Raw genomic sequence first — 16,472 nt, 5'->3', positions numbered from 1 at the left:
CCTCAAGGTATTGAGCGCTATATAAATAAGACCGGCTCCCAGAAAGAGCCGATCACTAATATAAACACCCACTAAATTTATTCTGTACCGCCACCGAGCGCTCTGTACAGCTCTGTCACGGCGTCATATTTCTCTTTCTGTATATTGATTGCTTCCAGATCATTCTGCAAGGAATTATTCTGTGCTGTAATGACTTCCAGGTAGGTTGCCATACCACTTTTATATAGCAGCAATGCATCGTTTACAGCCTTTTCCAGCGAGGCTTTCCGTTGTTTCACCAGACCGATACGTTCGCTTGTGTACTGCGTTTTGGCCATAGCATCTGACACTTCAGCCACAGCATTCATGACGGACTGGCGAAATTGTTCGGCTGTTTTCTGCTGTTCTATTTTTGCCTGTTCGTAGTTTGTCTGGAGTTCTTTTTTCTGAAATATAGGCTGTGTAATATTTCCGGCAATGTTTTTCACTAATGATCCGGGAAGATCAAACCAGTTATTAAACTTGAATGAGTTGGCTCCGACTGAAGGTGTGAGACTGATAGAGGGATACATCGCCACTTTGTTCAGTCCGACATTGGCATTTGCCACTACGACGGCATATTCAGCTACTTTCAGATCGGGTCTTCTGCTTAACAGCAGTGCAGGCACTCCTACCGGGAAATTCTCTTCGAAGCTGTATGTTTCCAAACCTGCTGAACAATCAATCCGGCCCGGATATGCTCCGCACAGAATACTCAACGCATTTTCCTGTATGGCGATATTCTGTTTAGCTAATGGCACCAGTAACTCGGCAGTCTTTTTCTGTGCCTCGGCCTGTTCTACTCCTAAAGAATTGACCTGTGCGGACTGAAACTGAAGTCTGATCATCTGCAACGTCTCATCGCTGAGCTTAATATTATTTGCCGCAATTTTCAACTGCTCATCTAAAGTGATCAGATTATAGTAGGCTTGTGCGACTTGCACGATAATACGGGTTTTCAGTGCAGTCAGGTTTTCCTGCTGCATAAGATAATTTGCTCTGGCAGCTTCTTTCTGCATACGTACTTTACCCCAGATATCTGCTTCCCATGATGCCGTAAGTGTTGCAGAAAAATCATCCATGTATTTTTCTCCTGTAAACTGTTCGCTCAAAGATCCGTTCAGGGAATTCCTGGACTGATAGACACGGGATGCGCCTACGGCAAGATTAAGTGTTGGCAATAATCCCCGTTTGGCTTGCTTATAGGATAAATCCAGTTGCTGCAGATTCAGCATTGCAACTGAAATATCTTTATTCTTTTCCAATGCCTGCTCTATCAATATGACCAGATCAGGATCTTTAAAAAAAGTCTTCCACGGCAACAGCACAGTATCTCCGGTCACCTGTACCTGCTCTCTGTAATTTTCCGGTGTAGCCAGATCCGGACGACTGTATGGTTTGCCAACTGCACAGGAAGACAGCAATACTGCTGTTCCTATGCACATGGCAATATGATTGATGATTGATCTCATTACTCTATATTTTGTACTTGTTGATGTGTTTTATTTTTTCCTGAAACTTTTTCCTGCAGATATTGAAACAGCATATACAATAAGGGTATCACGAATACTCCGAAAATAACTCCTGTCAGCATCCCGATAGCTGCACCTGTACTTATAGATCGGTTACCCATTGCTGAACCTCCGGTGGCTACCATCAGGGGAATCATTCCCACGATAAATGCCAGCGATGTCATGATAATAGGTCTCAGCCTGGATCGCGCTCCGTCTATAGCAGAGTCTTTGATAGAAGATCCCGCAGCTCTCCTTTGTACAGCAAATTCGACGATAAGAATAGCATTCTTGGCGAGAAGTCCGACTAACATAATCAGCCCCACCTGTACATAGATATTGTTATCCAGTCCGATAGCCTTTATCGAAGCAAACGCACCTATAATACCTGTAGGTATGGATAGCAGCACAGACAATGGCAAAAGATAACTTTCATATTGTGCGGCCAACAGGAAATATACAAACAGCAGACAGAGGGTCAGGATAATGACAGTTTGATTGCCGGCAGATTTCTCTTCCAGACTCAGACCTGTCCATTCATATCCATAGTCAGAAGGCAGCTTACCGAGGACATTCTTTTCCAGATTATCCATGACTTGTCCGCTACTCACTCCCGGTACAGGAACGACACTAATGGTCAGTGCATTAAAGAGATTATATCTGGATAAAGATTCCGGTCCATATACTTTTTTGAGTGCGACCATAGCTTTCACCGGAACCATCTGATTCTGGTCATTACGTACAAATATTTCATTGAAGGCATCTTCGTCCATTCTGAATATGCCATCTGCTTTTACATTGACTCTATAGAATTTACCGAATCTTGTAAAATTCAGGGATTGATCGCCAGCAAAATAAGATTGTATCGTACTCATCATACTATTGATCTGTACACCCATCTGTTGTGCCTTATCTTCATCAACTTCTATTTCCAATTGTGGAAAATCAGCTCTGAATGTGGTGTAAGCGTACTGAATACCGGGTTGTTGCATAATCTCTCCCATCACCTGATCGGCCATCTTCTTGAGGGCTTCCGGAGATTTACCGGCTTTGTCCTGCAAAACAATTTCTGCACCTCCGGTAACACCGTAACCGTCAACCGGCGGACTTCTGAAAGCCATTACTGTACCTTCTTTGATGGCGGCAAATTGTCCTGACAGGATGCCCATGATTTCATCTATATCCTGTACTTTACCCCGTTCTTTCTTGGGCTTCAGTTTGATAAATCCCATGGCATATGCGGGACTGGCACTGTTCGACAGGATGTTAAATCCGGTAATCGTCGAACTTGTCTCGACAGATTCTGTTTTTTCCAGAATGGCATCTATTCTTTCAGCTGTCGCTGTGGTTCTGTCCAAAGCGGTTCCGGGAGGCATACTTAAATTGTAGATGATAAATCCATCGTCTTCCATCGGCACAAAACTTTTGGGTGTACTCATCATTAACCATCCTGCTACCCCGGTGATAAGCAAAATAAACCCTGCACCTATCCATTTTTTTGCGGTGAGGAATTTCAGACCTTTTATATATTTCCCGGTAAGGTTGTCAAATCCGGCATTAAATGCTGTAAAGAATCTTTTTTTGAATCCTGCTTTTGCAGCTGGATCCGCATGCCCTGCGGCATGATTATTTTTCAACAATAAGGCACATAAGGCTGGTGTAAGTGTCAATGCATTGACTGCTGAAATAATAATTGCAATCGCTAATGTATAAGCAAACTGCTTATAAAATATCCCGGATGAACCGGTCATAAATCCAATCGGAATAAATACAGCAGACATGACAAGTGTAATCGAGATAACAGCACCTGTAATCTCACCCATTGCACTGTGTGTAGCTTCTTTACCGGTCAGATTAGTTCCTTCCATCTTACTGTGTACTGCTTCGACCACCACAATCGCATCATCGACAACGATACCAATAGCGAGCACAAGAGCAAAGAGGGTCAGTACATTGATCGTAAAACCAAATACAAGAAGGAAAAAGAATGTACCTACAATGGCGACTGGTACGGCAATAGCCGGAATAATAGTAGATCTGAAGTCCTGAAGAAAGAGAAATACGACAATAAATACCAATATAAAAGCTTCGATCAGTGTTGACTTGACCTGTCCTGTAGCTTCATCCAGCCGCTCTTTGGTACTCATCAGATTGACATATTTCACTCCCGGAGGAAATGTTTTCGAAGCATCGGTAAGCACATCTCTTACCCCTATTTCTATATCATTGGCATTGGATCCGGTCGTCTGCAGAATAGCTACCGTCACGGCATTCTTGCCATTAGACGTGGAATTTCCGCTGTAATTGATGGATCCGAATTCTATACGCGCCACATCCCTGAGCCTTACAAGCTCTGTTCCGTTTCTCTTGACAATAATATTCTCATATTCTTCCGTCTGGTTCTTTTTACCTTTGTAGCGCATTACATACTCCAAGGCAGCATCTGACTCTTCCCCCAATTTTCCGGGAGCAGCTTCTATACTCTGGCTGGAAATCGCCTGATTGATATCCGCAGGGATCAATCCGTAGGCAGCCATTTTTTGCGGATTCAGCCATACCCGCATAGAATAGTCCTTGACTCCAAATACCTGTGCCTGTCCTACCCCCGGTACCCGCTTGATCTGGGGAAGGACGTTGATATTGACATAATTCTGCAAAAAGAGTTCATCGTATTTACTGTTATCTTCAGTATATACGTTGAAGATCATGATCATACTATTTTGCTGTTTGGAAGTGGTCAGTCCCATACGGATCACTTCTTCAGGAAGTATAGGGGTGGCCTGCTGTACCCTGTTCTGTACATTTACCGCTGCCTGGTCAGCATTAACACCTTGTTTGAAAATAATAGAAATGGAAAATGATCCGTCATTACTGGCGCTGGACTTAATGTATTCCATATTCTCAACTCCATTGATCTGTTCTTCCAACGGAGTCACTACCGAACGGATCACAGCCTCACTGTTTCCGCCGGGATAACTTCCCGACACCATAACGGTAGGTGGAGAAATATCCGGAAAACGGGTAACGGGCAATCTTAATAAACCGATAATACCGAGTATCAACAGTACCACGGAAATTACGGTGGCCATTACTGGCCTGTCTATGATCTTTTTTAACATGATTACTTTTTGAAATAAATATTAATGAGCCAACGAGTCTGCTGCAACAGTAACAGGAGCTACTTTGACTCCTTCGGCAAGCATATCTATACGATTGACCGCTATTTTATCACCAGGTTTTACTCCGGATCTGACAATATAATTTTGTCCTGAACGGCCGGAAATCTCAATAGGTCTCATAGCCACCTTACTGCTGTCTGTAAGTGCAAACACAAAAAATCTATCCTGTATATCTTTTACACTTGCCATAGGTATACTTATCGCTTCGTCTATCTTTCGGGTAAGAATGATTCTCCCTGCTCCACCCGAACGCAATACTCTGTCCGGATTGGGGAATACGGCTTTCAGTGCAATGGAGCCTGTAGCACGATCTATATTACCACTGGCCACCTCTACTCTGCCTTTGTGTCCGTATACTGTACCGTCGGCCATGACGATTTCCACGGTATTCATGCCTTCATCCTTCTTTCTGGCTTTGGTAAAATCAATAAATTCGGCTTCACTCAATGAGAAGTAGACAAATACATTATTGATTTCAGACAAGGTCGTCAACGGAGAAGCATCTGCAGGTGTCACCAGATTACCGACTCTGTTTGGAATTCTTCCGATATAGCCACTCACGGGTGCTTTGATAACTGCAAAGTCAGCATTTATACGGGATGATCCCAATGCTGCTCTGGCCTGTGCCACCTGTGCAGTCGCGGCATCATACTGCGCCTGTGCGGTCTGAAGCTGCAATTCGGAAACAACTTTCCCCTGTACCAGAGGTCTGATTTTATCGAGTTCGATCCGGGCATTCTCCTGTGCAGCGATAGCTGCCTTCAGGGATGCCTCACTGTTATTGACCTGCTCACTGAATACATCGCCTTTTATTTTGAATAAAGCCTGTCCTTTACTGACATAGTCTCCTTCCTGCACGAAAATAGTTTCCAGATAACCGGACACCTGTGCTCTCACATCCACATTAACAGTTCCTTCAATAGTGCCGGGATAGGTCTTTATAAGGTTTGTCGTTCCTGTCTCTAATGTGATAAAATCTGCATCGACAGCTTGTTCGCCATAGTTTTCCTCCTGCTGATTACCTGTACAAGAGCCTAATATAAAAACGAGCGCAGCGATCGGGATCAAACGATTAAAAGTGCTTCTGAAAATAAATTCCTGCTTTACCATTGTGATATCATTAAAATTTTTCAATCACAAAGAACCGGAGTTCGGATCTATAATAAATGGAGTAAATTACTGAACCGTAGAAAATCGTATCTGAAACGAATACATTGATTTCTGAATCAGAAAAGGCTTTGCAGACCCGTCATTTTTATTTTGTGCGGCTAGTGCCACGAAGCGTTGGGAGAATCCAAAATCGTTTTGTATTTTTACCGGGATTGAGAAATCAGACCCATACAAATAAGTCTAACGATATTAGTGTACCGTAAATGAGCGACGAAACGAATTACAACAACGATAATCCGGAAGAACTTACACCCCAAGAAAACGAACAGACGAGTAATACGATTCCTATTACCGGTTTATATGAAAACTGGTTTTTGGATTATGCTTCTTATGTGATCCTGGATCGTGCAGTTCCCCATATTAATGACGGCTTCAAGCCTGTACAGCGACGCATCCTTCATTCACTGAAAGAGATGGATGACGGACGGTATAATAAGGTAGCGAATGTCATAGGTAATACGATGAAGTACCACCCCCACGGGGATGCTTCAATCGGTGATGCTATGGTACAACTGGGTCAGAAAAATTTACTGATCGACTGTCAGGGTAACTGGGGTGATCCGACAACAGGGGATTCGGCAGCCGCTCCGCGTTATATTGAAGGAAGGCTATCGAAATTTGCGCTTGAAGTCACTTTCAATCCTGAAACTACGGAATGGCAGCTCAGCTATGACGGTCGTAACAAAGAACCGGTGACATTACCAGTCAAATTTCCTTTGCTGCTGGCACAGGGAGCTGAAGGTATTGCTGTAGGTCTGGCAACCAAGATCATGCCGCACAACTTCAACGAACTGATCGATGGTTCTATTCAGGTACTCAACGGAGAGCGTCCCAATATATTACCTGATTTTCTTACAGGAGGTATGGCAGATTGTTCGGCCTATAATGAGGGGCAGCGCGGAGGTAAAATACGTGTACGTGCCAAAATTGAGGAACGAGACAAAAAAACTCTTGCTATTACGGAGATCCCGTTTGGTACGACTACGGGAGGACTTATTGAAAGTGTCGTAGCCGCCAATGACAAAGGAAAGATCAAGATTAAAAAAATCGAAGACAATACAGCCGAAAATGTAGAAATCATAGTTCATCTTGCTCCCGGAATCTCTCCGGATGTGACCATAGATGCACTATATGCATTCACAGCCTGCGAAGTTTCGATCTCTCCCAATACATGTGTCATCAAAAACGACAGGCCTCATTTTATGAGTGTCAACGATGTACTCATAGAAAACACAAAAAACACAAAAAACCTGTTGAAACAGGAGCTGGAGATTAAGTTGCATGATCTGCATGAGAAGATTTTCTTCAGCACCTTATTGAAAATATTTATTCAGGAGGGCATGTACAAGCATCCTGATTATGAAAACTCCGGTGACTTTGACACCGTTGTTCAGGTATTGAATGAACTGTTTACTCCATTTTTTGAACTCTTCTATCGTCCTATAGAACCGGAAGATTATAAGCGTCTGATCGACAAACCTATGAGTAGCATCACCCGATTTGATGTAAAAAAAGCAGACGAACAGATGGCAGCGCTGGAAGAAGAAATCAAAACTGTAAAACGGAACCTTCGACAACTGACAGAATATGCCATAGCCTGGTTCGAAAGACTGCGTGATAAATATGGCAAGGGGCGTGAGCGCCGTACCGAACTCCGTGCTTTTGATAAAGTAGAAGCGACACAGGTAGCATTGGCAAATGCTAAATTGTACGTCAACCGTGAAGAAGGATTTATCGGTACAGGCATGAAAAAAGATGAATTCGTAAGTGACTGTTCCGATATAGATGATATCATCGTATTCCGGGGAGATGGCAAATATGTTGTCACCAAAATTCAGGACAAGGTTTTTGTCGGTAAAGATATTATTCATGTAGCCGTCTTCAAAAAAGGAGATGAACGCACGATCTACAATGCGGTATACAAAGAAGGTGGCACAGGTACCAGCTATGTCAAACGATTTGCAGTAGTGGGCGTGACACGAGACAAGGAGTATGATGTATCTAAGGGCTCGAAAGGATCAAAAATATTATATTTCACTGCCAATCCAAACGGGGAAGCTGAAGTGATCAATGTACAGCTAAAACCACACTCCAAGCTTCGTAAGCTGACATTTGATCTTGATCTTGCCGAAATTGCCATCAAAGGAAGAGCATCTCAGGGAAATATTGTATCAAAATATCCGGTCAAAAAGATTACCTTCAAAAGCGCGGGTGTATCTACCCTCGCAGGACGTAAAATCTGGTATGATGAAATCCTTAAACGTCTGAATGTAGATGAAAGAGGCAAATATCTGGGTGAGTTTGACGGAGATGACAAAATACTGATTGTGCTTTCAGACGGTTCATATGAACTTTCCAACTTTGATCTGAGTAATCACTTTGATGAGAAGATGATCCGTATTGAGAAGTTTTATCCGGATCATGTATATTCTGCAATTCATCAGGACGGCAAAAGTGGAACTACTTATGTAAAACGCTTTACGTTCGATGACCTTCCGGTAGGCAAACGCATGACGCTGATCAATGACGAGCCGGGATCTAAACTGATCGTATTGACCAATGCCGCTGTACCGGTTGTCAAACTGGAACTACTCAAAGGAAAATCACAAACGGAAGAAGTACTGGAGCAGTCTCTTACCGAGATTATTGATGTCAAAGGTATCAAAGCTCAGGGCAACAGATTGTCCTTCCATAACATCAGGAAAATTGAGCTGATTACTCCGGAAGAAGATCTGACTCTAATAAAAGAAAAAGCAGCAAACGAGTCTGTCTCGGAAACAACGGAAGAAAGTGTAAAATCAGATGAATCCGGAAATGTTCAGACAGCCGAGGATAAAGGAACGCCTGCAGATTCAGGAATCAAACTGGAAATTACGAATCCGGATGATATACAGATAGATGATAAGGGACAGATGGGATTATTTTAATCTTTACAGCTTTTCTAAAACGAGATAAAAAAGTAAAACGGGCTATCTTTTTAAGAATAGCCCGTTTTATTATTTCATAGGATTTATGCCTTATTGCTTATCCCACCATACACGTCCGGATAGATTATCTCCTCCCGGAACAGCAGCAGAAGCAGCTTTATAATAAGCACTGTTAGATCCCGCTTCTTCCGCTACGGGATACGGAAAACGACGTGGTATTGTTCCCCCTGTTGCATTTCCAGGGTACACAACCGGTGTCAGATTCGGATATCCTGTTCTTCTCCAGTTGAACCATGATTCATAAAAATTCAGTGCTGTATTCTGATGAATCCAGTATTGCTGGCCAATCTGTGCCAATCCTCCTGTGAGTGGGTGCGAAGTAGCATAAGTCTCTGCATCGGCATCACTTATTGCTAATGCTGCATCATACTGACCTAAGAATGTAATACCGGCTTTTACGGCATTCTTATAATGAGTTGCAGCCGAACCTCCTATCCCCCATCGCTGTGCAGCCTCAGCTAACAGCAGCTCACTCTCTGCATAAGTCAGAATAAACGTAATCCCATCTCTTTTGATCATTCCCGGATGTGGTGACGAGTATTCGGGAAAACTGGTATAGGATGGGTGCGAACTGATTGCATACAAAGGATTGCTATTCAGATCTTTCCCGTTAGGCATCCCTTTCTGAACCGCAGGATCGGTTACGTAATTTGGATTTTGTTTTTTATTTCCATTATCATCCAGTTCATTTGGAGTAAGGAAAAATTTTGTGACAGCTACCTTTATACGCGGATCATTTGTATTTTTCAATGCATTGATAAAGGTGTCAGACCATTTCACATAGTAATGTTCCTGTCCGCCATCCCCTAATAATACCTGAGCATTACGATTCTGAGTCACACGCGCACCACTGACATCATGCTTCAGAAAAGCATTATCCGCATTGCTTTGAAGAGTTTTTCCAACCACTTTCTCGGCGTATGCTTTGGCAGTTGTCTCGTCCACTTTGGTCAGACGCATAGCTAATCGTAAAATCAAGGAGTTTCCAAAGCGTTTCCACTTTTCAAGGTCACTTTTATAGATCACATCACCTGTTACCTGATCCGCATTAGCATCTAATGCAGCCATAGCTTCCTCCACCTCTTTCAGCATACTCATATATATTTCCTGCTGCTTATCGTATTTGGCAGACAGATTATTCTGATAGTAACCCTTACCGGCTTCAGAATAAGGAACATCTCCATACAGATCTGTGATCCGGGCAAAAATAAGGGATTTCCAGATACGTGCTACGTTATGCAGATTCTTATACTGTGGTTTATCACGAGTAAGTTCGATTACATCCACTATAGGTTTTACCTGTTCAGCATAAGCCCTTTCCCAGTACGCCGAAGTATACCAGGGGGTAAGCATGTATTTATCTCCGGCCCAATAACTGACCACTGATGAAAGCCCCTGTATCATGGTACCTGAGTAAATTAAATTGCCACGCCAGGTCTCATAAGCAAAATCTGTACTTCCTGTATAAGTCAGTTGTGAAGTGGTGAAATTGAAATTAGGATTAAAAGTTGTCGGACCACTATTAACAGGATCCGTATTAATATCCACAAAATCTTTGGTACAGGCTGTCATTCCTAAAAGTCCGGCTACAACCAAAAGACCATATATTTTTATTGTGTTCTTTTTCATACTGTTCTTCTTGATTAAAATTTAACATTTAAGTTTACCCCAAAAGTTCTGGCCGGCGGCATACCTCCCAGTTCGAGACCCGGAAATGTCGCATTGTAACTGGATTCAGGATCTATATTATCTGTTTTCTTCATCAGGATAAACAGATTACGGGCTACCAGGCTGACATTTAAACTATTGATCTTATTATTAAACATCTTCGCAGGGAAACTGTAACCGAAGGTCAGCTGTCTGAATTTGATAAAACTGGCGTCATTCACAAAACGGAATGAGGTATTGTTGGCTGTATTTTCATAAAATTTAGGCGCTGTATTTCCCAATGTCTCACGATTTTCCAGCGTTGCTTTGTGCAATCCTTTGATATAGCCCAGATAGTCCGTCCCGGAGAACAACTTACCTCCGAATTTACCATCAATCAGGAATCCGAAGTTGAATCTTTTGTATGTAAAGTCGTTGTTCCAACCGGCAAACCATTTGTTATAGGCAGAGCCATAGTCTTTCAATTCGCCGCGATCCGGAGAACCGTCAGCCAGTTTTACAATCTCTCCGTTTGCATCATACTTATAATCATATGCCACAATCTGTCCTAAAGCTTTTCCCGGAATATTCTTCAGAAAACCTACCCCCGAACGAGATGTAGCAATCAGTTGCTCTGGAACACCATCTGCAAGCGAGATAACTGTATTCTTATTGTAGGTCATATTAATAGAAGAAGTCCAGTTGAAGTCTTCTTTTTTAATAATCACTCCGGTAATCAATGCTTCTACCCCTTTATTCTCAATCGATCCTGAATTCAGAATTGCGCCGTCATATCCTACCGTGCTTGAGGTCGTCACTGCAGTAATCTCATCGTCCGAACGTTTTTTGTACCAGGTCAGATCGACATTCAAACGGTTATTGAAGAAGCGCAAATCGGTACCGATCTCCAATTCGGAGGCTTTGGAAGCTTTCAATCCGGAATTCGGAATCTCCAGATTATTAATCTGTCCTAATGAGGCTCCATTTAAGGATTCACTCATTACTCTGTAGGTCAAAGCTGTCTGATAAGGTCGTGTAGCCTGACCGACAACAGCATAACCGGCTCTTAACTTACCAAAGTTAAGAGCGGAAGAGTTAAGAAATTCGGTAAAGACAAAGGAACCACTGATAGAAGGATAGACCACATTCAGTTTATTATCCTTACCCGGTGCCGCTAATGTAGAGAACCAGTCTGAACGTGCACTACCTGTCAGGTATAAAATATCTCTGTAGGCAAACTCCATTGTTCCATATACGGACTGTGTCTCCTGCTCTGTCTCTGCATAAGCCACAGATTTGTTCTTTAGTCCCGCAATATTGTATACTCCCGGAACCAGAACTCCCGATCCCTGATTGATAGTCAGATCTGTCTTTGTATTACGGTAACTCGCACCTACATTAGGAGTCAGGGAAATATCATCATTCACTTTAAAGGATTTGCCTACTAACACGTCTGCATTTATATCTGAAAAACGCATTTTCTGTGACACCAAATTATTAGGCGGTACATATGCAAGTCCCGGAGGCAGTACACTCAGGTAACTATTGGTGTAAAAATCCTGTCCTGCACGTCCTTGTATAAACAGTCCGTTATCAAATGTATAACGCGCAGAAATGGAACTGATCAACCGGTTTCTGTCTGTATTATTCTGGATTTCATAAGCCGCAAACCAGGGATTGGTATCCCATGTATTTCCGGTATTGTAAGGTATTTCTGCTCCCTTATCTGTTTTCCATGGCTTCAGATCTCTGATATCCAGACTTGTTGGCAGAAATACAGCATTGTAATTGGCACTACCTGCTCCATCCGAAAGCATCGGACGATTCTTTGCTTTTTCGATGATATAATTGGCACGTGCATCAATAGCCAGTCTTTTGACAGGTTCAAATGTACCTGTCAGATTAAAGGATTGTCTGTCTAAGCCCGAATTAGGCATGATGGATTTATTCGAAACATCACTGACAGAAAAGCGAAGTGCACCTCCCTCGAATGATTTATTCAGGGCTAATGAATTGGTCCAGGTATGTCCGTCTTTGTAGAAATTTTTAATATTATTCTGCTGCGCAACATAAGGTCTTGAAACACCGTCAAACTGGGGTACACTGCTACCGTCTAATTTTGCTCCCCAGCTGGATCCGCCTACCTGAGCTGCAGCAGCGGCGCTTACCGGTTTTTCACCATTCGTTCCCTGGCCATATACATATTGCCAGTCGGTACGGTCCATTACCTGTTCTACAACATAGTTACTGCTGAAATCAATACCTGATCCTTTACCCGATTTGGTGGTGATCAGGATGACCCCTGCTTTGGCACGTGAACCATAGAGCGCCGACGCGGCAGCACCTTTCAGCACAGATATACTTTCGATATCATCCGGATTCAGGTTACCGATAGCATCTCCCATATCCGGTGCATTGTCCCACTGACTGCCTTTGTTTCCGTTAGGATTGGTATTTCCGAATCCCACCGGTGCATTTTCCATCGGCACGCCATTGATGACGTAGAGCGGCTGGTTGGTCTGGCTCAGACTGGATGCTCCTCTGATCACTACACTGGTAGCTGATCCGACACCTCCGGAAGTGGCACTCACATCAAGACCGGCCACTTTACCGACAAGAGAGTTGGCGATATTGTTTTCACGGGCCTGCGTCAGTGTCTCTCCATTGATCTGAGTTACGGAATAACCTAATGTACGCTTCTCACGGGTCACCCCCAGAGCTGTAACAACGACTTCATTCAAAAGCTGATTGTCTTCCTGCAACGCTATTTTGATCTCATTATTATTTTGCACGGTGACTTCCTGCGACAGGTATCCGGCAAAAGAGATCAACAGCACACTTCCTGAATTTACATCTAATTCAAAGCGGCCATTCAGGTCTGTAGCTTTACCTATAGCAGTTCCTTTGAGGCGTACAGTAGCTCCGGACAGGGCTACTCCCTGTGCATCCGTTACTATCCCTCTCACTTTTAATTGTTGTCTGGGTGTAATCACTACGAGTCCGTCTCCCGAAACAGAATACTGAAGATCAGATCTTTTGAAAAGTCTATCCAATACATCGACGACCTTTGTCTCTTTTACAGATAAGGATATTTCTTTATTCAATAATTGGTTTGTCGAGTTATAGACAAAGTAGTAATCACTATTCTGTTCTATAATCTTCAATACTTTACTCAGTTTGGTTTTGTTAACATCTAAGGTAACTTTTTGCTGAGAATAGACACCTGCTGACACGTGGAGGCAGGCGATTAACATCATAATCAAAGTTAGTTTCATCCAGATAATGAATCTAAAGCGCATAAAACATACCTTATGCACTTGCAATAAGCAATTTTTAATCATACTTTGGTACTTGGTTAAAGTTAAAACTTGGCAGCGCACTTTTTGGCTTAGTTATGCTGCCGGTTTACTAATCATTTTTAGGAGGATGGTGTTGGCTCACCATCCTTTTTCGTTATTCATAAATCGTTATTTTTTTTCCATATATTTTATATTTAAAAGGGTTTACTTTTTGTAATGAACTGAGCACCTGCTCAATATCTTCTTTACTAAAGGTGGCTGTAAATCTAAAATTATTCAACTGCTGACCTTCCAGTTGGATATCCACATCATACCAGCGTTCCAGTATATGTTCCAGAGAGGAGAAGTCCTGATCTACGATTTCCAGACGGCCTTCTTTCCATGCGATATCTGCCAAAGGTAACTCTGCGGTGACGGGCTGCAGATCCTGAATCGTGATTTCCTGCAGAGGTAGTTTTTTGGTTTTCTTTGCTGTTTCCGGAAGAGTTTCTTCCTTTTTATCTGCTTTGGAAATAATTACTTTCTGATTTGGCTTTAATATCAGCGAGTTTTCATTACCTCTTTTACTTCTCATTTCGATAAGTCCGTGGATCAGTACAGCTTCCGAAGTCTTTTCATCCGGATAAGCCTTTACATTGAAAGCAGTACCCAGCACGCGGATGTCGAAATCCTGTGTATGAAGGACAAAGGGTTTGTCTTTATTTTTACTGACGTCAAAAAAAGCCTCTCCTATGAGTGTAACATTTCGTTCATTCTTATTGAAGCTGTTGTCCACAAAAAGCTGACTTCCGGCATTTAACGTGACCTTGGTTCCGTCTGAAAGCTCAATTGTTTTTTTCTCTCCATTGGCCGTTACATAGCTGATGCGGGAAGCAGAAGAAAGCTCTTCCTGTACATTCCAACGCTGTATACCCCAAAACAATCCGCCTGCAAACACTACTACTGCAGCGGCTATTTTGAGCCACAATGAAAATCGTACTATTTTATTTTCAGCCGGAGGGGAATTTACTTCAATATCAGCCTTCAGTTTGTTGACCTGCACATTCAGCGGCTTCTTATTTCCTACCAGGATAATATAAAGCTTTTTCGCTTGCAGTATTTTTTCACGTTGTTCGGGATGATGGCGTAAATAGGTTTCCCAATATTGAATACATTGCTGGTTTTCTCCCGAACAATACTGTTGAAACGTATCGTCAATCAAAAAATCTTCAACATTTTCGTATCTGGTGTTTATCATTTGGTCCTCTTTCCCTTATAGTGTCCTGTAGGGGAAGAATTGCCTAAGAAAAAAAACAACAAAATCACAAACAACTGATTATCAGTAAGAAAAAATTAAAAATCTTTTAACTCCTGTCGTAAGATTTTCAGGGCGTCATACACAGTGTTATAAGCAGTCTTGATCGTTTGTTGGGTTTGAGCGGCTATCTGTTCATAGGTAAGTCCTTCAAAAAACTTCAAATGGATGAGCTGTTTTTGTCTGAAGGTAAGTTTTTCGAGCGCTTCTTTCAATCGGTACTGGATCCATTCATTGGTCTGTACTTTTATAATAAACTCATCGTATGGCATTTCAAACCAGTCGTCCTCAGCCTTCACATTTTGTAATGCTTTATTTATTTTATTCTGCTTTTCCAGCAGTCTGAGCAATTTACGTTTGAGAAACGTAATGAGGTAAGCCTGGACATTCTCTACTCTTTCAAGTTTATCTCTTTTCTCCCATAATGTCACAAATACCTGATCCGTAGCCTCGCTGGACAGCTCTGCATCCCCACTTGTACGAATACCAAAATTGACCAATTCATAAAACAGTGCTTTATAGAGATCAAAGAAAGCATCTTCATCTCCATTTCGCATCCGTTCCCAAAGAAGTCTGTAGGTCAGTTTATTGTTCATATATGATTCGTACAGTTGCAGCTATTCTCCGTGGACAATTATACTTTAACAGTAACCTGTTTTTTTATAATGATCAGGAAAATGTTAAAAGTAATCATATTCGTATTATGAACCTTGAAAAGTTTAATATTATTTAAAAAAACACTTATTATACTGGAATGTACACTCCTAAAACTTTTCGAGTTTGTTCATTATAATATCAGATTTTATACATATCTAAACAACTTAACATAGATCATGAAAACATTAATGAAGCTAATTGACTCTCTGTAAATAAAACCTATTTACTTTCAGGTCTTAAAAAAGGCACATCCTTCGGTTGTATAAGTTCATCTTTATTCATTGTAAATAAAGAGTATTTTACCACTTTAAAATATTCAAGCCGGGTTGGCATTTTTTTAAATTCAGGGGTGGCAAGTAAACCATTATGATAAATATAATTATACCCAACAACACCTTTAGACTTTAAAGAATCGATTCCTGTAGCATCATTTAGGAATTGAATATATAATGCCCTGTTTGGGCCATTTTTTATTTTATTAATCTGGTCAAAATACTTTTTGGTATATTGATTCTTCTTATCTGCAGCATCAGTATCTTTTAAGTCTTTGTAAGTATCATAGTTTATACTATATTCCCTTAACCTTAGAATATCAATCATAATTTCTCTTGATGAAGGTTGTGCAAAAGAAACATTACTAAAGCAGATTAAGAGTATTAAACCGATGACTATTTTTAGTGATCTCTTCATGATAATTAAATATACGAGTT

Annotated in this window: 9 protein-coding genes; 1 reads left to right on the top strand and 8 read right to left on the bottom strand. The window is 41.7% G+C overall.

Features of this window, described 5'->3' with window-relative positions; translation table 11 throughout:
- Positions 1-77 precede the first annotated feature (77 nt).
- From HMPREF0766_RS02690 to HMPREF0766_RS02680, 3 genes are read right to left on the bottom strand one after another with little or no spacing between them, the layout of a single operon-like run.
- Positions 78-1,490, bottom strand: coding sequence for an efflux transporter outer membrane subunit (locus tag HMPREF0766_RS02690; RefSeq protein WP_002993455.1), 1,413 nt, complete (start codon positions 1,488-1,490; stop codon positions 78-80).
- Positions 1,490-4,648 (bottom strand): efflux RND transporter permease subunit, encoded by a 3,159-nt coding sequence (locus HMPREF0766_RS02685; protein WP_002993454.1) that lies wholly within the window; start codon positions 4,646-4,648, stop codon positions 1,490-1,492. The genes HMPREF0766_RS02690 and HMPREF0766_RS02685 overlap by 1 nt, the downstream gene beginning before the upstream one ends.
- Before the next feature lie 21 nt (positions 4,649-4,669).
- On the bottom strand, positions 4,670-5,818 hold the full coding sequence (locus HMPREF0766_RS02680) for an efflux RND transporter periplasmic adaptor subunit (RefSeq protein WP_002993453.1): 1,149 nt from the start codon (positions 5,816-5,818) through the stop codon (positions 4,670-4,672).
- Positions 5,819-6,081: 263 nt separating this feature from the next.
- On the opposite strand from HMPREF0766_RS02680, the gene HMPREF0766_RS02675 reads away from it, so the two are divergent.
- Positions 6,082-8,805, top strand: coding sequence for a DNA gyrase/topoisomerase IV subunit A (locus HMPREF0766_RS02675; protein WP_002993451.1), 2,724 nt, complete (start codon positions 6,082-6,084; stop codon positions 8,803-8,805).
- 90 nt (positions 8,806-8,895) lie between these two features.
- Here the strand turns inward: HMPREF0766_RS02675 and HMPREF0766_RS02670 are convergent, their stop codons facing one another.
- From HMPREF0766_RS02670 to HMPREF0766_RS02650, 5 genes are all read right to left on the bottom strand, one after another.
- Positions 8,896-10,494: a SusD/RagB family nutrient-binding outer membrane lipoprotein gene (locus tag HMPREF0766_RS02670; protein ID WP_002993450.1), complete on the bottom strand. Its 1,599-nt coding sequence runs from the start codon at positions 10,492-10,494 to the stop codon at positions 8,896-8,898.
- Positions 10,495-10,508: 14 nt separating this feature from the next.
- Positions 10,509-13,787, bottom strand: coding sequence for a SusC/RagA family TonB-linked outer membrane protein (locus tag HMPREF0766_RS02665; protein WP_248676696.1), 3,279 nt, complete (start codon positions 13,785-13,787; stop codon positions 10,509-10,511).
- A 178-nt stretch (positions 13,788-13,965) separates the two neighbouring features.
- On the bottom strand, positions 13,966-15,048 hold the full coding sequence (locus HMPREF0766_RS02660; protein WP_002993448.1) for a FecR family protein: 1,083 nt from the start codon (positions 15,046-15,048) through the stop codon (positions 13,966-13,968).
- 95 nt (positions 15,049-15,143) lie between these two features.
- The gene (locus HMPREF0766_RS02655; protein ID WP_002993447.1) at positions 15,144-15,701 is read right to left on the bottom strand and encodes an RNA polymerase sigma factor; all 558 of its coding nucleotides are present in this window, start codon (positions 15,699-15,701) and stop codon (positions 15,144-15,146) included.
- 280 nt (positions 15,702-15,981) lie between these two features.
- Entirely contained in the window at positions 15,982-16,452 is a 471-nt protein-coding gene (locus HMPREF0766_RS02650) for a hypothetical protein (protein ID WP_002993442.1), read from the bottom strand.
- Positions 16,453-16,472 lie beyond the last annotated feature (20 nt).

The sequence above is a fragment of the Sphingobacterium spiritivorum ATCC 33861 genome (assembly GCF_000143765.1).
GTDB classification, from domain to species: domain Bacteria; phylum Bacteroidota; class Bacteroidia; order Sphingobacteriales; family Sphingobacteriaceae; genus Sphingobacterium; species Sphingobacterium spiritivorum.
This window is presented reverse-complemented; position numbering and strand designations above follow the sequence as displayed.

Coding starts and splice junctions, on each gene's coding strand:
- HMPREF0766_RS02690 (WP_002993455.1), bottom strand. CDS start 1,490: ATGAGATCAATCATCAATCATATTGCCATGTGCATAGGAACAGCAGTA.
- HMPREF0766_RS02685 (WP_002993454.1), bottom strand. CDS start 4,648: ATGTTAAAAAAGATCATAGACAGGCCAGTAATGGCCACCGTAATTTCC.
- HMPREF0766_RS02680 (WP_002993453.1), bottom strand. CDS start 5,818: ATGGTAAAGCAGGAATTTATTTTCAGAAGCACTTTTAATCGTTTGATC.
- HMPREF0766_RS02675 (WP_002993451.1), top strand. CDS start 6,082: ATGAGCGACGAAACGAATTACAACAACGATAATCCGGAAGAACTTACA.
- HMPREF0766_RS02670 (WP_002993450.1), bottom strand. CDS start 10,494: ATGAAAAAGAACACAATAAAAATATATGGTCTTTTGGTTGTAGCCGGA.
- HMPREF0766_RS02665 (WP_248676696.1), bottom strand. CDS start 13,787: ATGAAACTAACTTTGATTATGATGTTAATCGCCTGCCTCCACGTGTCA.
- HMPREF0766_RS02660 (WP_002993448.1), bottom strand. CDS start 15,048: ATGATAAACACCAGATACGAAAATGTTGAAGATTTTTTGATTGACGAT.
- HMPREF0766_RS02655 (WP_002993447.1), bottom strand. CDS start 15,701: ATGAACAATAAACTGACCTACAGACTTCTTTGGGAACGGATGCGAAAT.
- HMPREF0766_RS02650 (WP_002993442.1), bottom strand. CDS start 16,452: ATGAAGAGATCACTAAAAATAGTCATCGGTTTAATACTCTTAATCTGC.